This window comes from Atrimonas thermophila (genome assembly GCF_045864955.1).
In the GTDB taxonomy this organism is placed as follows: Bacteria; Atribacterota; Atribacteria; order Atribacterales; family Thermatribacteraceae; genus Thermatribacter; species Thermatribacter velox.
In genome coordinates this window covers 2,071,474-2,092,998 of record NZ_AP028803.1, presented here as the reverse complement: position 1 = coordinate 2,092,998, position 21,525 = coordinate 2,071,474, and the positions used below count along the sequence as shown (strand labels likewise).

At 48.1% G+C, this 21,525-nt stretch carries 22 protein-coding genes; 5 read left to right on the top strand and 17 right to left on the bottom strand.

All coding sequences use genetic code 11. From position 1 onward, the window contains the following. The first annotated feature begins 140 nt into the window (after positions 1 to 140). Positions 141 to 785, top strand: coding sequence for a tetratricopeptide repeat protein (locus ACKTT1_RS10860; RefSeq protein ID WP_412709594.1), 645 nt, complete (start codon positions 141 to 143; stop codon positions 783 to 785). Here ACKTT1_RS10860 and ACKTT1_RS10855 read toward each other — a convergent pair. From ACKTT1_RS10855 to ACKTT1_RS10840, 4 genes are read right to left on the bottom strand one after another with little or no spacing between them, the layout of a single operon-like run. Beyond that, the gene (locus ACKTT1_RS10855; protein ID WP_369018332.1) at positions 772 to 1,422 is read right to left on the bottom strand and encodes a cyclase family protein; all 651 of its coding nucleotides are present in this window, start codon (positions 1,420 to 1,422) and stop codon (positions 772 to 774) included. The two genes, ACKTT1_RS10860 and ACKTT1_RS10855, sit on opposite strands and share 14 nt — an antisense overlap. Beyond that, positions 1,419 to 2,315 (bottom strand): DNA-3-methyladenine glycosylase family protein, encoded by an 897-nt coding sequence (locus ACKTT1_RS10850; RefSeq protein ID WP_412709593.1) that lies wholly within the window; start codon positions 2,313 to 2,315, stop codon positions 1,419 to 1,421. Before ACKTT1_RS10850 ends, ACKTT1_RS10855 begins: the two co-directional genes overlap by 4 nt. Further along, complete coding sequence (locus tag ACKTT1_RS10845) at positions 2,315 to 2,509, bottom strand: DUF6485 family protein (RefSeq protein WP_412709592.1); 195 nt, start codon at positions 2,507 to 2,509, stop codon at positions 2,315 to 2,317. Before ACKTT1_RS10845 ends, ACKTT1_RS10850 begins: the two co-directional genes overlap by 1 nt. Next, positions 2,496 to 3,215 (bottom strand): glycosyltransferase family 2 protein, encoded by a 720-nt coding sequence (locus ACKTT1_RS10840; RefSeq protein WP_412709591.1) that lies wholly within the window; start codon positions 3,213 to 3,215, stop codon positions 2,496 to 2,498. The genes ACKTT1_RS10845 and ACKTT1_RS10840 overlap by 14 nt, the downstream gene beginning before the upstream one ends. Positions 3,216 to 3,283: 68 nt before the next feature. On the opposite strand from ACKTT1_RS10840, the gene ACKTT1_RS10835 reads away from it, so the two are divergent. After that, entirely contained in the window at positions 3,284 to 4,327 is a 1,044-nt protein-coding gene (locus tag ACKTT1_RS10835; protein ID WP_412709590.1) for an AI-2E family transporter, read from the top strand. Here the strand turns inward: ACKTT1_RS10835 and ACKTT1_RS10830 are convergent. The 3 genes from ACKTT1_RS10830 to ACKTT1_RS10820 are packed head-to-tail and all read right to left on the bottom strand — an operon-like array spanning position 4,317 to position 6,964. Beyond that, positions 4,317 to 5,066: an SIR2 family NAD-dependent protein deacylase gene (locus tag ACKTT1_RS10830; protein WP_412709589.1), complete on the bottom strand. Its 750-nt coding sequence runs from the start codon at positions 5,064 to 5,066 to the stop codon at positions 4,317 to 4,319. The two genes, ACKTT1_RS10835 and ACKTT1_RS10830, sit on opposite strands and share 11 nt — an antisense overlap. A gap of 6 nt (positions 5,067 to 5,072) precedes the next feature. Continuing rightward, positions 5,073 to 5,861: an inositol monophosphatase family protein gene (locus tag ACKTT1_RS10825; protein WP_412709588.1), complete on the bottom strand. Its 789-nt coding sequence runs from the start codon at positions 5,859 to 5,861 to the stop codon at positions 5,073 to 5,075. A gap of 14 nt (positions 5,862 to 5,875) precedes the next feature. Then, positions 5,876 to 6,964, bottom strand: coding sequence for a 6-phosphofructokinase (locus tag ACKTT1_RS10820; RefSeq protein WP_412709587.1), 1,089 nt, complete (start codon positions 6,962 to 6,964; stop codon positions 5,876 to 5,878). Positions 6,965 to 7,090: 126 nt separating this feature from the next. On the opposite strand from ACKTT1_RS10820, the gene ACKTT1_RS10815 reads away from it, so the two are divergent. Then, entirely contained in the window at positions 7,091 to 7,936 is an 846-nt protein-coding gene (locus ACKTT1_RS10815) for a ribonuclease H-like domain-containing protein (protein WP_412710585.1), read from the top strand. Next, positions 7,911 to 10,139, top strand: coding sequence for a 1,4-alpha-glucan branching protein GlgB (gene glgB / locus ACKTT1_RS10810; protein WP_412709586.1), 2,229 nt, complete (start codon positions 7,911 to 7,913; stop codon positions 10,137 to 10,139). Before ACKTT1_RS10815 ends, glgB begins: the two co-directional genes overlap by 26 nt. Here glgB and pdxA read toward each other — a convergent pair. From pdxA to ACKTT1_RS10770, 8 genes are all read right to left on the bottom strand, one after another. Further along, positions 10,124 to 11,122: a 4-hydroxythreonine-4-phosphate dehydrogenase PdxA gene (pdxA, locus tag ACKTT1_RS10805; protein WP_412709585.1), complete on the bottom strand. Its 999-nt coding sequence runs from the start codon at positions 11,120 to 11,122 to the stop codon at positions 10,124 to 10,126. The genes glgB and pdxA overlap by 16 nt on opposite strands. Further along, positions 11,119 to 12,270, bottom strand: coding sequence for a pyridoxal phosphate-dependent aminotransferase (locus ACKTT1_RS10800; RefSeq protein ID WP_412709584.1), 1,152 nt, complete (start codon positions 12,268 to 12,270; stop codon positions 11,119 to 11,121). Before ACKTT1_RS10800 ends, pdxA begins: the two co-directional genes overlap by 4 nt. Positions 12,271 to 12,309: 39 nt before the next feature. Further along, a complete protein-coding gene (gene fsa, locus ACKTT1_RS10795) occupies positions 12,310 to 12,963 on the bottom strand; it encodes a fructose-6-phosphate aldolase (protein ID WP_412709583.1) in 654 nt (217 codons plus the stop codon). A gap of 78 nt (positions 12,964 to 13,041) precedes the next feature. Beyond that, positions 13,042 to 13,272 carry a hypothetical protein gene (locus tag ACKTT1_RS10790; protein WP_412709582.1) on the bottom strand — a complete coding sequence of 77 codons (231 nt, stop codon included), beginning with the start codon at positions 13,270 to 13,272 and terminating at the stop codon, positions 13,042 to 13,044. A gap of 14 nt (positions 13,273 to 13,286) precedes the next feature. Continuing rightward, complete coding sequence (locus ACKTT1_RS10785; RefSeq protein WP_412709581.1) at positions 13,287 to 14,450, bottom strand: clostripain-related cysteine peptidase; 1,164 nt, start codon at positions 14,448 to 14,450, stop codon at positions 13,287 to 13,289. A gap of 20 nt (positions 14,451 to 14,470) precedes the next feature. After that, the gene (locus ACKTT1_RS10780) at positions 14,471 to 15,010 is read right to left on the bottom strand and encodes a hypothetical protein (protein WP_412709580.1); all 540 of its coding nucleotides are present in this window, start codon (positions 15,008 to 15,010) and stop codon (positions 14,471 to 14,473) included. A 1-nt stretch (position 15,011) separates the two neighbouring features. Further along, positions 15,012 to 17,027: a hypothetical protein gene (locus ACKTT1_RS10775; protein WP_412709579.1), complete on the bottom strand. Its 2,016-nt coding sequence runs from the start codon at positions 17,025 to 17,027 to the stop codon at positions 15,012 to 15,014. Positions 17,028 to 17,040: 13 nt separating this feature from the next. Then, positions 17,041 to 17,721 carry an LptA/OstA family protein gene (locus ACKTT1_RS10770; protein WP_412709578.1) on the bottom strand — a complete coding sequence of 227 codons (681 nt, stop codon included), beginning with the start codon at positions 17,719 to 17,721 and terminating at the stop codon, positions 17,041 to 17,043. A gap of 68 nt (positions 17,722 to 17,789) precedes the next feature. Here ACKTT1_RS10770 and nth point away from each other — a divergent pair, with 68 nt between their 5' ends. Further along, entirely contained in the window at positions 17,790 to 18,422 is a 633-nt protein-coding gene (nth, locus tag ACKTT1_RS10765) for an endonuclease III (protein WP_412709577.1), read from the top strand. 19 nt (positions 18,423 to 18,441) lie between these two features. Here nth and ACKTT1_RS10760 read toward each other — a convergent pair whose 3' ends face one another. After that, positions 18,442 to 19,929: a hypothetical protein gene (locus ACKTT1_RS10760; RefSeq protein WP_412709576.1), complete on the bottom strand. Its 1,488-nt coding sequence runs from the start codon at positions 19,927 to 19,929 to the stop codon at positions 18,442 to 18,444. Further along, positions 19,929 to 21,497: a diguanylate cyclase gene (locus ACKTT1_RS10755; protein ID WP_412709575.1), complete on the bottom strand. Its 1,569-nt coding sequence runs from the start codon at positions 21,495 to 21,497 to the stop codon at positions 19,929 to 19,931. The genes ACKTT1_RS10760 and ACKTT1_RS10755 overlap by 1 nt, the downstream gene beginning before the upstream one ends. Between the last annotated feature and the right edge of the window lie 28 nt (positions 21,498 to 21,525).

Below are 21,525 nucleotides of genomic sequence, written 5' to 3'. Positions count from 1 at the left end.
TTTTATAAAAACGTTTTCATGACTAAAATGGTAATAAAACACTTTAGAGAAGTCAACAGTGATGTTTCCAGTTTACCCCGAATTTTTAGAAAATTTTTGAAAAAGGCTATGCTACAATACTTACCATGGGAGGTGAGATTGTGGTATTCAAGCGCTTTTGGTTTTGGGGGTTAATTCTACTTGTGGTTTTGAGTTTTTCTGCGGTTTGGGCTGTGGAGGAGGTTCAGCCTCCCTATAGCTTTGATGTTACTGCTGAGGGCTACGCTCAAGTAATGTTTGACCAGGGTTATAACCTTTATCAGGAAGGGCGCAAGGAAGAAGCGATTCAGTTTTTCATTGAGGCAGTTTCCACCAAACCCAATTTTATCAAGGCCTGGAAGTGGCTGGCCCGCACCTACCAGGAGGAGGGAATGTATGACGAGGCCATCTGGGCCTGGGGCAAAGTGCTCGAACTTGCACCTGACGACAACCATGCAGCCTACTTCAGGGAAAAGTGCGAAAATTACAAAAAGTACGGAAAAGCAGCCTGGGACAGCTTTGAAGAGGGAATAGTAGCCTACCAGAGCGGTGATTATTTCTCTGCCATACCGCTTTTTGAAGAAGCGATTCGCAATAATCCAGAATTTGACAAGGCCTATTACTTCCTGGGTGCAGCCTTAATCAAGGTAGAGGACTATCATCGCGCGGTGTGGGCTTTTGAAAAATACCTTACCTTCCATCCCGATGATGAGAAAGCTCAGTACTTTCTAAAAGTGGCTCAGAAAGGAGCGGCTAATCTTCAATAATGGCTACTGCCCGCACTGGTGAGCCAGTAAGTCCCTGGAGTTTCAGGGGAAAAGCATAAAACCAGAAGCGTTTGCCAGCGACTGCTCCCAGGTTGGTAAGAGATTCGTAAATCAGTATATTCTTTTCAAGCAGCAGGCGGTGGGTTAGGTAAGGCTCAAAGTCAATGGATGGAGCGTCAGTGCCCACCGCTTTTATTTTGTGCTGGGCAAAAAATGCAGCCAGGTCTTCGCCAATTCCAACGGCTTTTCGAAAGTAATCTTCACCCGGGTAATATTTCTCTGCTTCAGTTTTAAAGAGCACGATTTCCACATCCTGGAGGCACTTTTCTATATCTGGCATCTTTTGAAAGAAGGATTCTAAATTGATGGTGCTTCCAGGTGGGAAGGTGCTTAAGTCTAAAGCTGTAGCCTTTCCAAAGAAACACTCAGGCGGGATTTCGTCGATGGTTTTGCCCTGGGGAAGGAAATGGGCTGGTGCATCAACGTGGGTGGCAGTGTGTTCCACCATGAAGAGAGCAAAGGTGGCGTAGCCGTGATTTTCGATACGCGTCCAGGGGAAAATCACTGGTTGGGGCTGTCCAGGAAAAACCCAGCTTTCTTTAGAGATGGGCTTTGTGAGGTCAACCACTTTTTTCATGTTGCATCTCCTCCCGTGTAGGCAAGCAAAAGGTAAAAACCAGCCAGCCTTCTCCAGGGTGAAAAGCACTCCATGAAGCGTTCGCTTTCTGCGGGCGAGGGCACTTTACCGTTAAAATAAAATTGACCCAGAGCTTTGCGCACTCCAAGGTCAGAGCAGGCAAAAACGTCTGGCGGACTCAGCCAGCGGGTGACTATGAACCGAGCGCTCCAGTTCCCAATACCTGGGAAGGTGGCAAGAAAAGCGATTAGCGACTGGGGGTCTTCTTTCTCGAGAGAGTGAGTATCCAGTTTCCCCTGTTGCAGCATCTGTGCAGCTTGAAGAATGGACCGGGCTTTGGCCCGGGACATACCTATCTGGCAAAGGTCGTCTACGCTGCAGGAGGCAATGTCTTCTGGATGGGGAAAGGCAGGGAGCTCTTTTTTGGCAAAGAATGCTTTTCTGGAGCTCCATTTTTGTATCAGGCGTTCCCGCAGCGTTGCAGCAGCTTTCATGGAAACTTGCTGTTCCAGGATGGTAGTGACCAGAGCTTCAAAGAAGCTTCGTGTTCGGGGCATTCTGGTTCCTGCAAACTGCTCGGTCAGACTTTTCATTACCGGGTCTTTTGCAAATTTCTGGTAAAAGGACTGTACTGGTTCATTGCTTCCCAAAAGATGGGCGACTAGCTGGCGAACACCCTCTTCACGTAAAGGTCCCTGCCAGCTTACTCTGAGAAGTGGGCTGTCAACGGTTCCCTCCTCCCGAATCAGGATTACTCCAGGTTCGGGATGGGCGTCAATTACCACCAGGATTTCTTCCTCATCCCAGGAAAAGGAGCTGTCTTGAAACCTGGAGTAAGCCCTGCGCCAGTGTTTGGTGGTGAAAGGTGGAAGAGGCCTGATGGTCAACTCCACTAATAATAGGCTTCAATGAATCTTTTTATAGAACGGTCGTAGGTTCTTTCCACATCTTCTGGGAAAAAGCATCCGGGGAGTTCCCCATGTGCCCGATGGTACATGACGCATTCGCAGCATTTGCCTTTGCGAGAGCAAGTTGGATAAGAACAGGTGCATTTAGCAAGATTGGCCTTAAGGTTACACTCTGGCATATTCTTCACTCTCCTTTTCCGCTTCCGGGATTATTTGAGGCGCATTTTTTATCTTCTTTTCAAAAAAGAGATAGGTCTTAAAGATTTCAAGGTACATCTTGATACGGTGGTATAAACCCAGGAAGGGTCCATACTTTTCCTCTTTGTGGTAGTGACTGATGCCCCAAAGGGGTATCATTTCAATATTGCCCCCAAACTGGCGTGCGTATCTGGTTATAAACACTTCTACCCCAAAGCGGCACCAGGAAAAGTCGGGTAAACTGCGTATCCACTCCCCCCGTACTGCTCGCTGACCATTAAGGATGGGAAAAAGCTTCTGGGCGAGGTCGCTGGACTCTCTACCCCCCTTGAAAACACCAATGGTCATGTCCAGAAAGGGGTGGATAGCTAAAGGCGAGGCCAGCGAATGCAGGTGTTCCTCTCGGAGATTAATTAAGTCGGCGTCTATAAAAAGGTAAATATCCGCATCAGGAATTTTTCTGATGGCATTTACCAGAGCTTTTGCCTTACCCGAGTTTTTTGGATGGCGCAAGAGCACCACCGGATACGCGGAAGCGACTCTCCAGGTTTCATCACGGGAACCATCATCGACTACCACAACCTGGTCGATGAAAGAAACCTTGCAAAGAGTGTCCAGCACCCTTGAAATCCGTGGCGCTTCGTTGTATGCTGGAACTATGGCAACAACTTTTTTGTTCTGGAGCATTGTCTCTCTCTAGTTTTTTGAATTTCCGGGCAAATATTATACCAGATGATGGAAAGGAAACAAAAACCTTGTCAGCTAATACCGAAAATTTTGCCAGAAAAGCCTATTATTTAGCCTTAACGGTAGCGGCACTGTATCTGGTTTACCTTTTGCGAAATGTCTTGGTTCCCTTTGCCCTGGCGGGTATTCTTGCTTATGCTCTTACTCCGGCTGCCAAGTCTTTGAACCGGCGGGGTCTTTCCTGGAAAATTTCTGTGGCCTTAATTTTCCTTTTCCTACTCGCTTTTTTTGTACTGCTGTTTTTTTTGATTGTTCCGGAAACCATATCCCAGATTCGTGCTCTAACTGCTCATCTCCCTGAATACGCGGGTAAAATCATTGATATAGCTCGGGTGATTGACGAGCGTTACCCAGGTCTGAATCTCTCCGCAACCCTGGAAGAGTTTCTGCATAACCTCACCGCCAACCTCCAGTCCTATCTGACTGGTTTACTCAAAAATATCTTTGACCTGGTTTCCTTTCTGATGAATGTTATTTTCATAGGTTTTGTGCTTACTCCTTTTATTCTTTATTACTTCATGGTCGATGCAGTGAAAATCCGGCGTGCTTTGCTGAATCTTTTTCCTGCCGAGAAACGTAAGGAATACGTTTTTTTGCTCCGCAAAATTGATGCTGTGGTGGGTGGGTTCATTAGAGGAAGGCTTTTGACCTGCCTTTTTGTGGGCATATGTGTGAGCGTGGGTCTCTTTTTAATGGGTATCGAGTTTGCTTTGGTGATTGGTGTAGTAGCCGGTATTGCTGACATCATCCCCTATCTGGGTCCAGTCATCGGTGCGATTCCTGCCCTTGCTTTTGCAGCCCCCAAGTCCATATTTCTGGTTTTGGGGGTGGTGGCGCTTTTTGTGGGAGTCAACCTGGTGGAGGGTGTGGTTATTTTACCCAAATTTCTGGGCAAAGAAACCGGACTGCATCCCATAACTGTTCTGTTTGCCTTGATTGTGGGGGGCAAGCTCTATGGTGCTTTGGGGGTTATTGTGGCCATACCGGTAGCTGGAGTTCTGAAGGAGCTGTTTATCCACTACCGTCGCAAAGGTTTTTCTCTCACTGAATAAGCCTCGTTAACTTTTTAATTTCTGCATCCAGTGCAGTGAGAGTTTCCCCGGCTTTACCGTGCAGAACGATATCTGCACGGTAGTCGTAGGGAGTGCTTTCCAGGTTAATGATGATGAGCTTTCGAGCGTAGCGAGGTAGCAAGTTGGCTGGTGATACGGTCAGGCTGGAGCCAATCACCATCATGGGAAACCTGTGGGCCAGGACCTGCGCTTTTTCAAAATCGGGAGGAAGCAGGTCTCCGAAGAGCACCACATCAGGCCTGATTTGACCCCCACAGGAGCATCGAGGAGGTATTTCTCCTTTTTGGACTTTACTTTGTACTTCCTGCATGGGGTACTTGTTTCCACAGTGCATGCAGTGGGCGCTGCGCAGGTGGCCGTGTATTTCAAGCACCTTTTGAGAGCCGGCTTTCTGGTGCAAGCTATCGATGTTCTGGGTGATTACTGCTTCAACCAGGCCTCTTTTTTCCCATTCGGCAAGCACCTCGTGAGCGGGGTTGGGTCGGGCATTTTCAAAGCGCATGAGAATGCGCAGCCCAGTACCATAGAAGACCTCCGGACGCTTGAGAAGTGCATCGGTAGAGAGCACCCACATGGGGTCATACTGTTCCCAGAGACCAGTGTTTTTGCTTCGGAAATCGGGAATTCCGCTCTCGGTGGAGATTCCCGCTCCGGTAAGCACCACCCAGGGTTTTTGGCTTGCGATAAGCTCGGCGGCTTTCTTCAACAAGTCCTTCAAGAAGCCTCACCTACTTGCCAGGTGTTTGGCGATAAAAGACCGACTTTCTTCAGACAGATTTTTGCTGAGCACCAGTAGAGAATGGCTCTCGGTGCTCCAGGGGTTTCCAGCGAGGTCAAAAATGAGTGCTCCCGCTTCCTGGGCAATGCAGATTCCAGCAGCGATATCGTAGAAAGACAGGTCGGCCTGGAAATAGCCCTCCATTCGCCCACAAGCCACATACGCTACCCCCAGAGCAGCACTTCCCAGAGAGCGGATGGCTTGGCACCTGGGAAGTAGTGATGCGTACAGAGATTCGATTCTTTTCCAGGCATCTTCGGAATGAGGTAAACCGGTTCCGAAAATGGCCCGGTTGAGGTTTTCAACGCTGGATACGGTTATTGGTTCCCCGTTCAGAAAGGCTCCTTTTCCTCGACAAGCGTAAAAAGATTCCTTGAAATGAGGAGCAAAGATAACTCCAATTACTGGTGATCCGTGTTCAAAGTAGGCAATGGATACCGAGAAAAAGGGGATACCATGCATAAAGTTTGCCGTTCCATCTATGGGGTCGATGACCCAGGTTGAGGAAAAGTCCTTTAAAGGATGGTCGCTTTCTTCTCCCCATACCGTATCTTCAGGGAAACGGCTTTTCAACTCCTGAGTAATCAGGGCCTGAACTTCCCGGTCCACGTTGGTGACCAGGTCGGTGTCCCGCTTTTTTTCGTCCACGCTGGTTATGCGTTTCTGGTTGTGCAAGGCGTATTCACCAGCACGCTGTGCAATTTCAAGCGCTACTTGCAGTCGTTCTTCAAGCATAGCCTTTCTCCTTCCTAATCGCCGAGATAAGTACCCATGGACCTTGCTACATCGAGCAAGGGATGGTCTAAAGGAACGGTTTTGAGAGAGGCGATAGCTTCTTTAATGGGCATGGGCTGGATTTCCTGCCCAATCAAGGCTGGAAAGTAGCCAAATTTTCCCTGGACAGCCAGCTTCACTGCTTCAACTCCAAAACGGGTGGCCAGGATGCGGTCAAAGGCAGTAGGTGAGCCGCCTCTTTGCAAATGCCCCAGAATAACCACCCGGGTTTCTATGCCAGTGCGGGCTTCAATTTCCTGCCCTACCAGGTAACTGATGCCTCCCAAACGTATCTGGTCGTGGCTTTCGACAACCTTTTTCTGAATTACGTAATCTCCTCCTTTAGGTCTTGCTCCCTCAGCTACCACAATGATACTGAACCTTTTGCCAGCGGCAATTCTTTTCTGGAGGAAACGACATACCCCTTCCATGTCGAAGGGAATTTCCGGGATGAGAATAACATCTCCACCTCCAGCAATTCCGCTTTCCAGCGCTATCCAACCCGCATATCTCCCCATCACTTCAATGACCATTGCCCGGTGGTGGGATTGGGCAGTGGTGTGAATACGGTCAATGGCTTCGGTGGCCACGCTCACCGCTGAATCAAAGCCGAAGGTCAAATCGGTGCCGTTTAAGTCGTTGTCGATGGTTTTAGGAACGCCAATTACATTCAACCCTTTTTCAAAAAAACGCTGAGCAATGTGAAAGGTCCCGTCGCCTCCTATACAGATGAGGGCATCAATGCCTGTTTCTTGATAGGTTTCAATGACTTGCTCAGAGCGGTCTTCAAAATGCAATTCCTTGTTTTCCCATACTGGGTAGCGAAAAGGGTTAGCTTTGTTAGAAGTGCCCAGGATGGTGCCTCCCAAGGGCATAATTCCTGATACATCGTTGTATTCCAGCTTTCTCCATCTTTTCTCCACCATACCCTGGAATCCGTCCAGAAAGCCTATAACTTCGAGGTCATGGTCAAGTATGGCTTTTTTAACCACAGCGTGGATGACTGCGTTAATGCCCGGGCAGTCCCCACCAGCGCTCAAAATTCCTATCTTTTTGATTTGCAAACTGAGTACCTCCTCTTTTGAGGTGTAGCAAGTGGATGCTGCCGTCTATTTTACAATATTTTGGATATCTGGCAAAATATTAAAAACTGCTGGCGAAAGATTCAGAGTGAAAAGAGTGTGAATACCATGCTTTTGCAGACGTTTTGCCACATACCGGGGATAGGCGAGAAAAAGGAGCGCAAAATATGGGAACTGGGCATTCTTTCCTGGCAGGATGCCTTGCAGGATCCCTCTTTTTTTCAGTTATTCCCTCCTCCTCTTTCCCGCCGGGTGTATGCCTATCTTTTGCGCTCCTTTGAAAAATACGAGAAAGAAGAAGTGGCTTTTTTTGACCACTTGCTGGGCAATTTTAACCGCTGGAGGATTTTCCCTCAGTTCAGGCACCTTGCCGCGTTTCTGGATATTGAAACCACTGGAATGGGTCCTGATGCCTATATCACAGTGGCAACCCTTTACGACGGAAAAAAGGTAAAAACTTACGTTTTCGGGATTAACCTTGACGAGCTGGTTCAGGACCTGAACCACTACAAAATTCTGATTACCTTCAACGGGAAATCCTTTGATATCCCCTTTATAGAACGTTTTTTTGGCATTGAGCTTTGCCAGGTGCATATCGACTTGCGCTTTGTGTTAAAGAGTTTGGGGTTGCGGGGAGGCCTCAAGATTTGTGAACGCGCAATAGGCATAGACCGAGGTCCCCTGCGGGGAATAGGTGGTTTTGAGGCGGTTTTGCTCTGGCAAAAATACCTTGATGGGTGTCCTGAGGCTCTGGAGACCCTGCTTGCCTACAATGTTGCCGACACCGTTAACCTGGAGAAGCTGATGATTTTTGCTTATAACCAGAAGGTGAACTTACATGCTCTCCCCTTCCCGCTGCTTTCTGAAAAACCGCAGCGGCTCACTATACCGTATCGGGTGTACCCTGAAGTGGTAAGGGAGGTTACCTATGAGAAATTGCGACTCTACCGGTAGTTCTGCTTCTTTGCCTGCACATGAGGTGGAGAAAATCTGTAGAGGGGAGCACGAGAACCTTTTTGGAGTTCTGGGCATGCACCGCCTGGATGGTGGGAATGGTGTTGTGGTGCGTACTTTTTTGCCTTATGCCCGAAAGGTGTGGATAATTTTAGAAGAAGGAAAAAAAAGCTGGCCTCTTTGCAGGGTGCATGCTGAGGGTTTGTTTGAATCTTCCCTACCTTTGCCGGAGCCAGTTGATTACCTTTTCCGGGTGGAAACTGATTGGGGAGAATATCTGACCGCTGATGCTTATTCCTTTGAGCCTTTGCTTTCTGACCTGGACGTTTATCTTTTTAAGGAAGGCACGCATTATCAGGCTTTTCATTTTCTGGGAGCTCATTTTGAAGAGCGCAGGGGTGTTGAGGGAGTTTGCTTTCGGGTCTGGGCGCCCAATGCCCGCAGAGTGAGTGTGGTTGGCGATTTCAACCACTGGGATGGGCGAGTTCATCAGATGCAGAACGTTAAGTTTTCTGGGATATGGGAGATATTCATTCCCGGAGTACGGGAGGGTGAAAAGTACAAGTTTGAAATTCGAGCCCAGGAGGGATATCTCCTGCTCAAAGCTGACCCTTTTGCGTTTTTGAGCGAATTGCGTCCCAAAACGGCTTCGGTGGTGTACCGCAGTGAAGAAAAATTTGCTTTCTCGGATGCAGATTGGATGGAGCGCAGGAAGTCTCGAAACCTTCTTGAAGAACCAGTGAGCATATACGAAGTTCACCTTGGTTCCTGGAAAAGAGGGAAAGACGGTGCTTTCCTTAATTACCGCGAGCTGGCTCATCTTTTGGTGAACTATGTGAAAAAGATGGGTTACACGCATATAGAGCTTTTGCCCGTTGCTGAGCACCCTTTTGATGGTTCCTGGGGCTACCATGTGACCGGCTATTTTGCTCCCACCAGCCGCTATGGGAGACCGGAGGATTTTAAGTATTTTGTTGATTACTGTCACCGCCATGAAGTGGGTGTGATTCTTGACTGGGTAGTGGCCCATTTTCCAAAAGATGCCCACGGGTTGGCTCGCTTTGATGGGACACCCCTTTTTGAATACCCTGACCCTCGTAAGGCAGAGCACCCTCACTGGGGAAGCTTGGTTTTCAACTATGCCCGGGAGGAGGTACGGAGCTTCCTTATTTCCAATGCTGTCTTCTGGTTTCAGGAATATCACATCGATGCACTGCGGGTTGATGCGGTGGCTTCCATGCTTTATCTCGATTATGGACGTGGGCCTGGAGAATGGGTTCCCAATGCCTTTGGAGGTAAAGAGAATCTGGAAGCCATCGATTTTCTGCGCACCTGCAATCGGGTGGTTTACCAGTGGTTTCCAGGTATTTTCACTGCTGCTGAGGAATCCACGGCCTGGCCCGGGGTAACTCTTCCTCCGGAAGTGGGGGGGCTGGGTTTTCTTTTTAAATGGAATATGGGTTGGATGAACGATTTTTTAACCTACATGAGCAAGGACCCCATTTACAGGAAGTACCATCACCAGAACCTGACCTTCCCCATTATGTACGCTTTTTCGGAGAACTTTATCTTGCCTCTTTCTCACGATGAGGTGGTGCACGGTAAAGGGAGCCTGCTTAACAAAATGCCCGGGGATACCTGGCAGAAGTTTGCCAATCTGCGCTTAGCCATGGTAGCCATGTTTGGTTATCCGGGGAAGAAGTTGCTTTTCATGGGCAATGACTTTGCGCAGTGGCGAGAGTGGAACCATGATGGAGAACTGGACTGGTTTCTCCTTAAGGACAGAAATCACCGTGCTTTTCACCGCATGGTTCGGGATTTGCAAATGCTTTATCGCCGGGAAAAGGCACTTTGGGAGAGCGAGACTTCACCTCGGAGTTTCCGCTGGATCGATTGCAGTGATGTGGAACAATCAGTCATTTCTTTTTTACGGTTTGGAAAGGATGAGAAAGAGTGCCTGGTGTTCGTTTGCAACTTTACGCCTGTTCCTCGCTTTCACTATCGCATTGGAGTGCCCTTTCCAGTGTTTTACCGGGAACTTTTAAACAGTGATTCCGAAATCTATGGAGGCAGCAACCTGGGCAACTGGGGAGGAGTGATGGCGACGAGGGAACCCAGCCACGGGTTCCCCTATTCAATCGAGTTGACCTTGCCGCCACTTGCCGGGCTGATTCTCAAACCCGACTTTCAAAGTGGGCGGTAAACTGTGGCATAATGAGCGGCTATGCGACAAGCCTCTTGCATGCTTTCCGGGTTAGCCTTGCCTGACCAGGCTATGTCGTAAGCAGTGCCATGGTCCGGTGAGGTCCTTATAAACGGCAATCCTAAGGTAACGCTCACTGTTTTAAAAAAGTTGATGCATTTGGTGGCGATGTGTCCCTGGTCGTGGTACAGAGAGAGAACTGCATCGTGAGAACCCTGCCAGGCGAAGAAAAAGATGGAATCAGCAGGGAACGGTCCCTCTGCGTTTATGCCCGCTTTTTGGGCTTCCTCTATAGCGGGAGCAATGATTTCTTGCTCTTCTGTGCCTAAAAGACCCCCTTCTCCAGCGTGAGGGTTGAGAGCGGCTACGGCAATGCAAGGATTGGTTATGCCCAACCTTCGCAGATATGCGTCCATCTTTTTTAAGAATGATAACAAACCCTCTCTGGTTATTTTCTGGATGGCTTCAATGAGTGGCAGATGGCGCGTAAAAAAGAAAACTCGCAGGTTTTCAATCTGGAACATGGTAAACACATCCCGGGAGGCAGTTAATTCCTTGAGGATTTCAGTGTGACCGATAAAGGGAATTTCGGCTGCATGCAGTGCTTCTTTATTGAGAGGTGCGGTTACTAAAGCCTGAGCTTGGCCATCTTTGATGAGTTCTACAGCTTTTCGGAGGTACTCAAAAGAAGCTTTGCCTCCTTCTTTGGAGACCTTGCCCCAGGAGGAGAAGCTTTCGGGGAAAACCTGAGGACTAACCAGAAGGGGAAGGTCGCTTTTTGCGTTGTGAAAATCGGAAGATGGTGTGACCTCCTGCCAGGAAATGGATACACCACAGCACTTTTGTGCTTTCTCAAGTAACCAGCGGTCACCAACCACAACAGGTTGGGCGTCGATATCCCAGCTGGCAAGGGTTTTGACCACTATCTCAGGACCCACGCCAGCCGGGTCACCAACGGTGATAATGATTCGTAACCGACTCATGAGGCTCTTCTCCTTGCAAAACGAACCAGCCTTTTAACTCCTTCTTCCACTTCCTGGTGGGTGCGGCAGATGGAGATGCGCACAAAACCCTCTCCATTTTCTCCGAAAGTCTCGCCTGGTGCCAGAGCCACCTTTTCTTCAGCGAGCAGCTGTTTGCAGAACTCAAGAGAGGGCATTCCATACTCTCGTACATCTACCCACACGTAATACCCTCCCTGAGGTCGGAAAAACTTCATTTTTCCCTCTTCAAGCAGTTGGCAGGCAATTTCCACGTTGGAAGCATAATAATCCCTCATCTTTTTTACTTCTTCTTCCGGCAGGTCCAGGGCAATTTCTGCTGCTTTCTGGGAGATGTGAGAGCTGCAAGCTATGAGGTACTCAGCGACTTTGGAGAGAGCAGGAACCAGCTTCACCGGAGCTACCATGCAGCCTATGCGCCATCCAGAAAGTGCATAGGTTTTGGAGAAGGAAAAGAGGCTAATCAGTCGCTCAGGGTTTACAAAGCGGTGCATTCCAGTATAGTTTCCCTGATATATGAATTTCTCATATGCTTCGTCGGCAATGACTATTAAATCCAGCTCTTCGGCCAGCTTGGCTATCTCGGAAGCTGTGGATTCATCGAAAGTAACACCAATGGGGTTGGAGGGCGAGTTGACCAGAATCATCCTGGTTCGGCTACTGGCCATTCTTCGAATGGAAGCGAGGTCGGGAAGGAAACTGTTCTCAGGCAGAAGCGCGTAGCGCTTGAGGGTTGCCCCGCACAGGATGGCTTGGGCAAAGTGGTTGGTAAAGCCGGGGTCAGGTAGCAACGCTTCCTCACCGTGGTCAAGAAGAGCGCGGAAAGCGACCACGGTTCCAAAAAGCGAACCAGGCAGGACGATTACCTGCTCTTCTGAAATGGGCCAGTTTTTCTCCCAAGAAAATTTCTCAGCAATTTTCTTGCGCAGCGAGGCAATACCCGCAGTGGGCGTGTATTTTATTTCTCCCTTCCAGTAGAAGTCGGCGAGTTTTTCAAGCACCAAAGAAGGAGTGGGGAAATGCGGTTCCCCAATTTCCAGGTGAATGGCATCTTTAATCTGCAGAGCAAGACCCATTAGCTCTCGGATTCCAGAGCGTGGAAGGTTTTCTATCAGTTCTGGTATCTTCAATGTGCTACCTCCTATTTTTTAATTGTACAATCTTCTGGTTTAGAAAGGTTTGTCGGGCACTTTCTCCCAATCTTCAAGGAAACGCTTGATACCCAGGTCGGTGAGGGGATGTTTGACCAGTTTGGAAATGACTGCGTAGGGAATGGTAGCGATGTGTGCTCCCATCTTGGCAGCTTCCACAACGTGCATGGGATTTCGAATGGAAGCCACGATTACTTCAGTGGTAAATCCATAATTTTTGAAAATTTGAACGATGTCGGCCACAAGCTGCAGACCGTTGCTGGATATGTCATCAAGTCTTCCCACGAAGGGGCTTACATAACGAGCTCCAGCCTTGGCAGCCATCAAAGCTTGAATAGGCTGAAAAATCAAGGTGGTATTCACCTTTATGCCTTCCTGAGAGAGGACTTTTATGGCTTTCAAGCCTTCTTCAGTAATGGGAATTTTCACCACGATGTTTGGTGCCCAGCTGGCAAGCTCCCGGGCTTCGCGAATCATGCCCTGAGCATCCAGGCTTACCACTTCTGCAGAAACTGGACCCGGAACCAGGCTACAAATTTCGGTAATTACTTCTTTAAAGCCTCTGCCAGTTTGGGAAACCAGGGTGGGATTAGTGGTTACTCCATCCAGGATACCCAGCTCCAGTGCTTTTTTGATTTCCTCCACCTGGGCGGTATCGATAAAGAACTTCATTAGCTCTAACCCCCTTTCCCAGAATGTGTCTACCCTGTTTGAGTATTATATCCTTGTCAGGCAAAAGGTGAAAGTTGCTCAGTCCACCCCCCGGTTATATTTCGCGTAGCGTGTGCTTTGCAAGCAACGGCAGGAACTGTGCAAATTGGCACAAATTCCTCCCATTACCGAAAACATACCCCAGAAAAGAGGTTTTTTAAGAATATCAACCGGGTGTGGTTGGCTTACCGGAAGCAGGGCCAGACCCCAGGCAATAAGATAACAACCCAGAATTAGGCAGGAGTGCCCAAAAATGGCCAGCCAGCGCAACCTGTTTCCCTCCTTTACCGGTAACTCATTAGAAAACGCAAGCATTCATCCCAGCGGGTACTGCGTGCAAAGACAAGGCTTTCGTACTTGGAGAGATACTGCTTATAGGGGAAATAAATGCTGAGTCCGTGAGCGTTGGAGACGCCTGACCCTGAGGTGCGAGAATAGAGGACTGTGCTTTTAACCAGATTGTATACCTGGGAAGCAGCGCTTTTTACAACACTGTTTCCAATGCGGGGGTCTCCTGAAAGTAACAGGGCAAGATGAGCAAGGTCCACATAGTCATAGTCATCAAAGTACTGGGCAGAGTCGCCAAGAGCAAGGTATATGGAAGGTGGAGTCAGTGAATCGCTGAGTATGGCTGAAGCAAGTTCATCCACTGCTTGAGCCAGAGTACTTACCTTGGTAAGGTCTACCGCAGAGAGAGTGATACTCTGGGCCCAGTAAGAGCTAATGTAGGAGTCCACTATGGAGTGGGCAAGATTAGAAGCACTCATTGAGGGGTTACTGTTCAAAGCTTGCAGGAATACGGGGTAGTTCCATCCCTCAAGCGGTTCCGATTCCTGGGAAGCGACCAGAAGTTGCGCACAATCGCGCAATTCATAGGCTACCTCAAGGAGGGCCATGAGGCAGGCATCCATTCCCAAAAGGTCAATTTTTCCTCCTGTATAGTTTCTGGTCTGGCGCAGGGCACTGGCCAGCTCGGGTATGGTCAGGGCATCGCCGCCAGAGGTTTCATCAAAGGAGATGTCTTTACTGTTCCCTTTGAAGCCATAGCCGTGGTTCCAGATGATGAGCGCATAGTGCTCGGCAGGGTAGTTTCCCGCACAGAAGCGTACAAAATCAACCAAGGTATTACCGTCACCCATATTGGCTTCTCCCAAGTTTTCAAGGAGTGTTGAGCCACCCTGGTTCACGAGATAACGGGCAGTTCCTCCCCGAGCCTGGTCAAACTGAACAACCACTTTTACCTGGTTACTGGACCCAACGCTTTCCATAGAGGCAAGGTCTGCCCAGGCTGCCTGTTCAAGGTCGTTGTCGCCGTTTAAAAAAACCATTACTGTCCACTGGATGCTCTTTGAACCCCCCGAAGTGGGGATTATACCCACGTTGAGGCAGCCACTTATGAGAAAAACTATACTTAGAACCACTACCAGAAACAGAAATCTTTTCTTCATGATATTTCGCATCCCTTCTTTTAAGACTTCACTTCAACCTCTACTCGTAAAAGGTCCACTTCCCCACCTGACGCATCAGTGCGGGAATAGGAATAGAAACGCTGTAAGCCCGGACGCATGGAAAAGTAGCGTGAGAGATTGTCCACCGTGTTGCCTGCAGAATCAGTTACCACCACCATGATGTCAACGATTTCTGGTTCACCAAGTTCTTCCAGTGGAACGGTTATTTGCACTGCATTGTCGGTTACCGTTCCTCCCGTAAAAAACTGGTCCAATCCTTCCGGTTCGCGCTGGTAAAAATTGCCCTTTTCCATGCGGAAGATAAAATAGTTTGCCCACTCATCGGGATTGCTGGACGGCCCAGTTAGAACGTTCTCATCGGTGTCAATGGCAAAATAGTATACGTAATCAAGCGGTGGAGAAGAAGCAAAGATTGCTGATATGATGAGTTCTCCTCCCTCTTCCTCCCATGAAGGCTGTTCTCCACGAGCGCATCCCATGATTCCCAGGCTCATACCAAGCAAAAGGAGAAGTAATAACGACCAGGTTTTTTGAGACATTTTATTCACCCCCCAAGCTGAACTTGTATTCAGGAAACGCTTTTATGGCGTATTCAATCCAGAAAGTGTCCTTTGATTGGTCGTAAAAAAGAGTAACCTCCCGACAGTGGAGATCTCTGGTTAAGCCCACCCTAATGCTTTCGATTTTGTGGGAGCTAAAATCGTAGTTTCCCTGACAGTCCAGCGCCCATTCTTTACCCAGTGGCCAGCTGATTTCAAAGACCAAGCCTTCCCATTCGCTGTTTTCAAAGTCGTAATTTGCACGGAGCTCCACGGAATGGTTGGAATCTTTAGTATAGCTTACGTTGATGATACCGTCCAGAAATTGCTTTTCCAAAAAGTCGTAACCACTGCTGAAGCTCACTTCCCAGGGGTCTTTTGCAAAGTGCAGGTTCAAGTCCAGAAAACTGGTTTTCCGGGTAGTATAGTCAAAGCGAAAGGGAGTTGCTCCATCGTATCCGCCGAAGCCGTAACCCAGGCTCAAGGTGGTGTGTTCTCCAAAACTCTGCTTGAGGTTGGTTTCCACGTCGTAAGTATAGCGGGCGAAGCCGTTACCATAAAAATCCTGAGTGAAAAGAATGACTGGCTCGAGAGTGGTATTTTCTCCCAGCTCACTTTTTCCAGTGGTTTTTAGAGAGAGGCGAATTCTTTCCTCTTTTACGCCGGTTGTCTGCTCAAAGTAACTCCCAATGGTGAGCGAGGGCTGGTAATAAAAGTCTGATTGACCAATTTGTTCCTTTTTTCGGGAAATGCTCAGCTCAGGTTCTTTGAGTACCCGGTTTCCAAAATCACCAGTGTAGAGGTCCTGATCCAGATCCAAAAAGCCAGTGTAGGTTAGTTTATAAGAGTACGGGTCCTGGGAATGAGATAGAGCGAGTTCATAGTCCAGTTCCTGGTCAGTGAACTCTCCCCATTGGTGGTCCTGAGAGTAATCCAGCTCGAGGTTGGCATTAAGGTTTTTCTCGAGTTGGTAGGAAGTGTTGAGGACTGCTCTGAGTTGGTCTTCTTCAGAAGCCAGGTTCCAGTCGTAGTCAAGATTTAGTTTCATGGAGTAATCTTCTTTTTTCTGAGCGAAGGAAAAGGTTCCTGAAAAAGTGTCCTGGTTGCTGCCCTGATAGTTGAGGTAATCAAGGCCCAGAGTTAATGAGGCATCAGGGTTCGGCTCTTGATAGTAATTCAGGCTCCCTTTGAGGTAATCTCTGGACCCTTCTGGCTTGTCACGGTAATAAAGGTAGCCTTCCAGAGTCTCTTTGGGTTTTTCATGTTCTATAAAGTGGCGGACTCCCAAACCCCAGCCACTTTTTTCCCACCAGTCGAGGTACACGGTGCCGAAAGAGCCGTCGCTAACAAAGTAGTTGTAGAATAAATTCAGGTAGTAGCCACTGCTTGAGGAGTGCCCGAGCAAAGGTAGAAAAGGAAGCTGCTCTTTACGGTCCAGAAAAATGACGTAGTAAGGAAGGGTGAACAGTTTTCTTCCAAAATCCCAGTATGAAAACCGGAAAAGTTCTACCTTTTTATCGGGATAAATGATTATTTTCTGAGCTTCAAAGTGGTAATGGGGTTCTTCAAGGTCGCAGCTTGTAAAGAAAGCGCCTTCGATTTTTGTTTCCTCAGGAGTTCGCTCTACTTCTTCGCCGCGGAAGTAAACGGTTCCTTCAATTCCTTCTCCCCGCAGGTCAGAGCGTACTCCATATAGCATCCACTGATCCTCTGCCCAATTGTAAGCAATTTCCCGGGCGTGATAACCCTCGTCTTCGGTTCTCACCCGAACATGTCCCTGTGCAAAAAGCTTTTTATCTTTCAAGAGGATTTTGATGAAATCAGCTTCTATGGTGTATTCTCCATGCTGGATGGTACCTTTTTCCACCGTGGCCTCTTCTTTTTCGGGATGGTAGATAAGCCGTTCTCCAGTTAGCTCTATGCGGTCGGACTCTTCCTGGGAGAAAGATATGCTAACCATTCCCAAAAAGTAGAGAACAACAAATAGAGCCAGATAGCAAAGCTTCTTGGGGGTCATATTTTTCCCCTGCTTACTCGATGACAAAGGTTGCTTTTATAACCCCTTCTGCATCCAGCACCTCTGAGTCGAGGTAATAGGTAGCTTTTTCTACCTGGATTTCGCGCTCTTTTTCGGTTATCAGAACATTTCCTTCAAGCACGATGCGCTCTTCTTGCTGAGTAGCTTCATCTCCAGGATAGTAAAAGACTTTGTCGGCTTTGAGGCTGATTTCTTTCCAGGTGATTTCTGCTCCATTTTCGCTCCAGGCTTCTTCAGTTTCACCATTGAAAGAGAGTTGAGACGCTTTCCATATGATGTAGGTAGTTTCTTCATTACTTCTTTCTTTTTTGAGCAGCACTTCTCCACTGAATAGATAAAGCTCTTCGTCGAAGTCCCCTTCCATCCGGGAAGCCTGGATAACGGTTTTTTCTCTGGTTACCACTACCTGACCGCTGAAGACTCCCGTGTTTTCCCGGAGGTTAAAAACCAGCTCCTGGCAAGTGATCCGGTTTTGCCCTTCCACTGCCACCACATTGCCCTGGGCCACAAAGGTCTCCTTTTGGGAATCATATTGAATTTTATCTGCTCGTTCCAGAAGAACCTCCCTTTTTTGTTCCGTTTCTTCTTGCGCAAAAGCTGTTGCGCCCAAAAAGGCAAGACACAGCACCCAAATAATCCAAAAAGCCGTCAACTTGTAGCATAATTTGAACACTTGAAACCTCTCCTTTGTCAAGCGGTGTTTTTTATTATATCATTCTTGAAGGAGAGGGGGTTGAAACCGTGTCCGAAAGTAAAGCGAACTCCATTCTGGATGTTCTGGAAGAAGCTTTTCCCGATGCCCGGCTACTACTCGATTTTCGAAATCCTTTTGAGCTTCTTGTAGCCACCGTTCTCGCTGCTCAGGCTCCTGACGAACGGGTGAACCAGATCACTCCCCATCTGTTTCAGCGTTTTCCCGATGCCTTTTCCATGGCGGAAGCGCCTCTTGAAGCCATAGAAGAAGCGATAAAGACGGTGAGTTATTTCCGTCAAAAAGCGCGCTTTCTCAAAGAAATGGCCCAGGTTCTGGTGGAGCGGTTTGGGGGTAAGGTGCCTGATTCTTTTGAGGAGCTGGTTTCGCTTCCCGGTGTGGGGAGGAAAACGGCGAACGTGGTGCTTGCCAATGCCTTCTCAATTCCAGCTCTCCCGGTAGATACCCATGTGGCCCGGGTAGCTCAACGACTGGGGCTTGCAAAAAGTAACGATGCTGAAAAAATTGAGATGGAACTCTGTGCCCAGATACCTCAGGAACGCTGGATACGAGCCTCTCATCTTTTGGGGTTTCTTGGCCGCAGAGTATGCAAGGCCAGAAAACCCCTTTGTGAACAGTGTCCGGTTACCAGATGGTGTGACTTTTTCGAGAGAAATCGCTGAAATTTCAAAGTGGATAAGCTTAATTTCTTTTGAGGAAAGTTAACTCTGCTTCCAGGGTTATGTGGCCTCTAATAGTTTGTGCGTCAGCGGGCAGGTTGTCTTCTCCATTTTCTTCAAATTTTCCTTCTAAAAGTACGTCAATTTGGTAATCCTTGAACAGCCCTTCTCCAAAGAGACGGAGCTTGCCCCAGTAAAGGGTGGTTAGGGGCAGGTCCAGGGAGTCGAGCTGATAGCAGGAAACCATCAACACCTTCTCTCGTAAGTCGGTGTTTGAAAAAAGTCGAAAGTATCCTCCTTCTCGGTAGCCAATCAGTTCTGCAAAGGGGGTTCCAAAACCTATTTCCAGCATTCCTCTTTCTGGGAAGTGGGGGGTGAATTTTTGCCACCAGGATTTTATTTCCTCCCAGGAAGGGTTTTTAAGGAGGACACCGGGGACTTCGTTAAGAGGTCCAAGAAGGACGGTTTCTTCATTGGGAAAATAGAGATTAAATTCCAGGTCCTGGAAGCCTTCCCTGACCAGAAATCGGGGAAGCAGTGTTGAGCCATAGAAATTAAAATCCATTTCAATCTCTGCATTTTTCTGTAAAGCTTTCACGGTTTCAAGCAGCAGGGTTTTGCCACTCACCTTTTCCAGCCTTTTGCCGCTTACTTCCATCCGGACAGAGACTATGGGGCCTTCCTGGTGTCCCTGCAAGCTGATAAACCTTCTGGTTGGATAAAGGGGTACCCTGAAAGAGCGGCGTGGTGTGTGGGCCAGGATACCCTGATGAGTCAGTGCTTCCAGGTATACGAGATAGCCTTCAAACTCTCTGAGGTTGCGGAGAAAGAAGTTGCCCTTGTTCTTTTCGGCACGTATGACCCTGTAGAACCTGGAGCGAAAGGGGCGGTAATAAAGGTTGACTTTCTGGGCTCGTGGAGCGTAAAACGAAATTTTCAGCGATTTTTCCTCGGGCAAAAAATGAAGTTGGTAATCCTCAATGATTCCCAGAGGGTCGAAAGAACGGGCTAATTCCCTGAAGGAGTCAAAAAGTCGCTGCACTTCAGGCAGTTCTTCAAGGGTTTCTCCGCTGGAAATTGTTTTTTCTATCTTTTTACTCAAAGCATAAAGTGTTTCCTGGTTAGTAGATCGCTGGCTTTTTCCCCACAGTAGGCTCTCAAGGTTGACCAGTGCGTAGGCCGCCTTGAAATTATCTACCGTTCCCAGGTCCATTCTTTCTTCAGAAAGGGGTAGAACGTAGTCAACGAGCAGGAGTTTGCCTTTCCAGCGAAACTCAATTAACAACAGTTCCCCAGGAGGCACACGCAAGAAGAATTCCCCGTCTTCGTTAGTTAGCCCCCTGGTTACCACATCGCTTGAAGGAGGGAGTATGGCCTGGACTTCTGCAAAGGCCAGGGGCGCTTTTTCCTCGTCGAGCTTGTTTTCCAATTGAGACAGGTAGCGAAGGGGGTTTTCTTTGGTGAAAAAAGATTCTTTGGGTAGGACGGCTCTCCCCCGCACAAAAGGCATTATCTCTTTCCTTCCCTTTTCATGCTGTACATGGCACGGTCGATTTCCTGCAGAAGTTGAGGCAAATCCTTCTGGCCGTCAAAAACGCAAATTCCATAGGAGATGGAGAGAGGGAATGGTTCACCCATAATCTGGCTGCCCTGGAGTTTTTCTTTGATTCGTTGCATCACAGCTTGTGCATCCTGCAAAGAGGCATGGGGTAAAACCACTATAAACTCGTCGCCTCCATAACGCACGACCACATCACTTGCTCTGACATTTCCTCTTATAGTGTATACGACCATACGCAGCACTTCGTCGCCGAAAGTGTGTCCGTAGAGGTCGTTGATTTCCTTAAAGCGATCCACGTCAATCATAGTTATGGAAAGGGGGTACTGCTCACGCTTACAGCGACTCAATTCTTTTTGCATGTATTCTTCAAAGAAATGGCGGTTGTAGGCCCCGGTCAGCTGGTCTCTGAAGGCAAGTTCCATAAGGGCCCTTTCGTACTCTTTGCGTTCTCGGATGTCACGTAGGGATAGAAAATAAGAAGGGGCATCCAGGTTTTCGAGAATGGATATATTAGCTTCAAAGGGGAAGATTTTTTCGGGCGCAGGAGCTATGGTTACTTCGCAACCAAAAATCTGGTCTTCAGAGGCATGCGCTTGTAGGGTTTCCCAGGTTACCGGGTCAAGGAGCGAAATTATAGTAGGGTTTTTCTGGGGGTTGCTTACCTGGGCGAGCAAATTCCTGGCTTTCTGATTGGTAAAAAGTATTTCCCCTTTTTGGTTCACGATAAATATGGCATCTGGATTGTGTTCTACCAGGGTGTGGAAGCGCTTTCTGGTACGTTCTCTTTCTTCTTCCTGGCGCAAGAGGCGAAGTATCAGGAACATGGTACGTCTTAGTTTTGCAAAGTGGTTATCTCGTTTGCCCAGTATGGCCAGGATTCCATTTTTCCCCGACTTAAGCAGGATGATTTCTTTCTCTCCTCTAAGTAATCTGCGATGTAGTGAGAATTCCGGGGGGTTTCTCAGGATTTTTTCGAGTTCTTTAAGCTCTTTTTCGTGTTCTGGGCAGGCACTTAGAAAAATTTGCTCCTGGGAGTCTTTTAAAGCTACTGCCTTGACGTTCCAGAGCTTGCGAGCAAAGGAAAGTACCCGGTTCACATTTTCTGAATAATCGCCGTGTAAGGAGAGAAAAAGGTGGGTGAGGTCGTGGAGAGCGCGTTCCAGTGTTTCTTCCTGGGTGACGTCGAAAGCAATTTCCAGTTTCAGGCGCTGGCCGTTGAACTCGAATCCAAAGTCGATAAGTCGGAAATAGGCTTTGAGTACAGGGTTATAGGTACGCCAGAAGTAAGTCCTGGATGGGTTATCCGATGAGAATAGCAATTGATTTTTACAGGAAGGACAGGGTTGCTCTCTGCCCCGTAGTACACGATAACAGAGCTCACCCTCCAGGTTTTCTCTCAGCTTTTGCTTAAGCGCGGGATTAGCGTAGAGGATATGAAAAGTATCAACATCGACTACAAAAGAAAAGGCTTCTATCTTCTCAAGAATTTCTGCTAAAGAGATTTTGTCTATAAGCACCTTTTTATTCGGGAAAAGGGGTAGGACA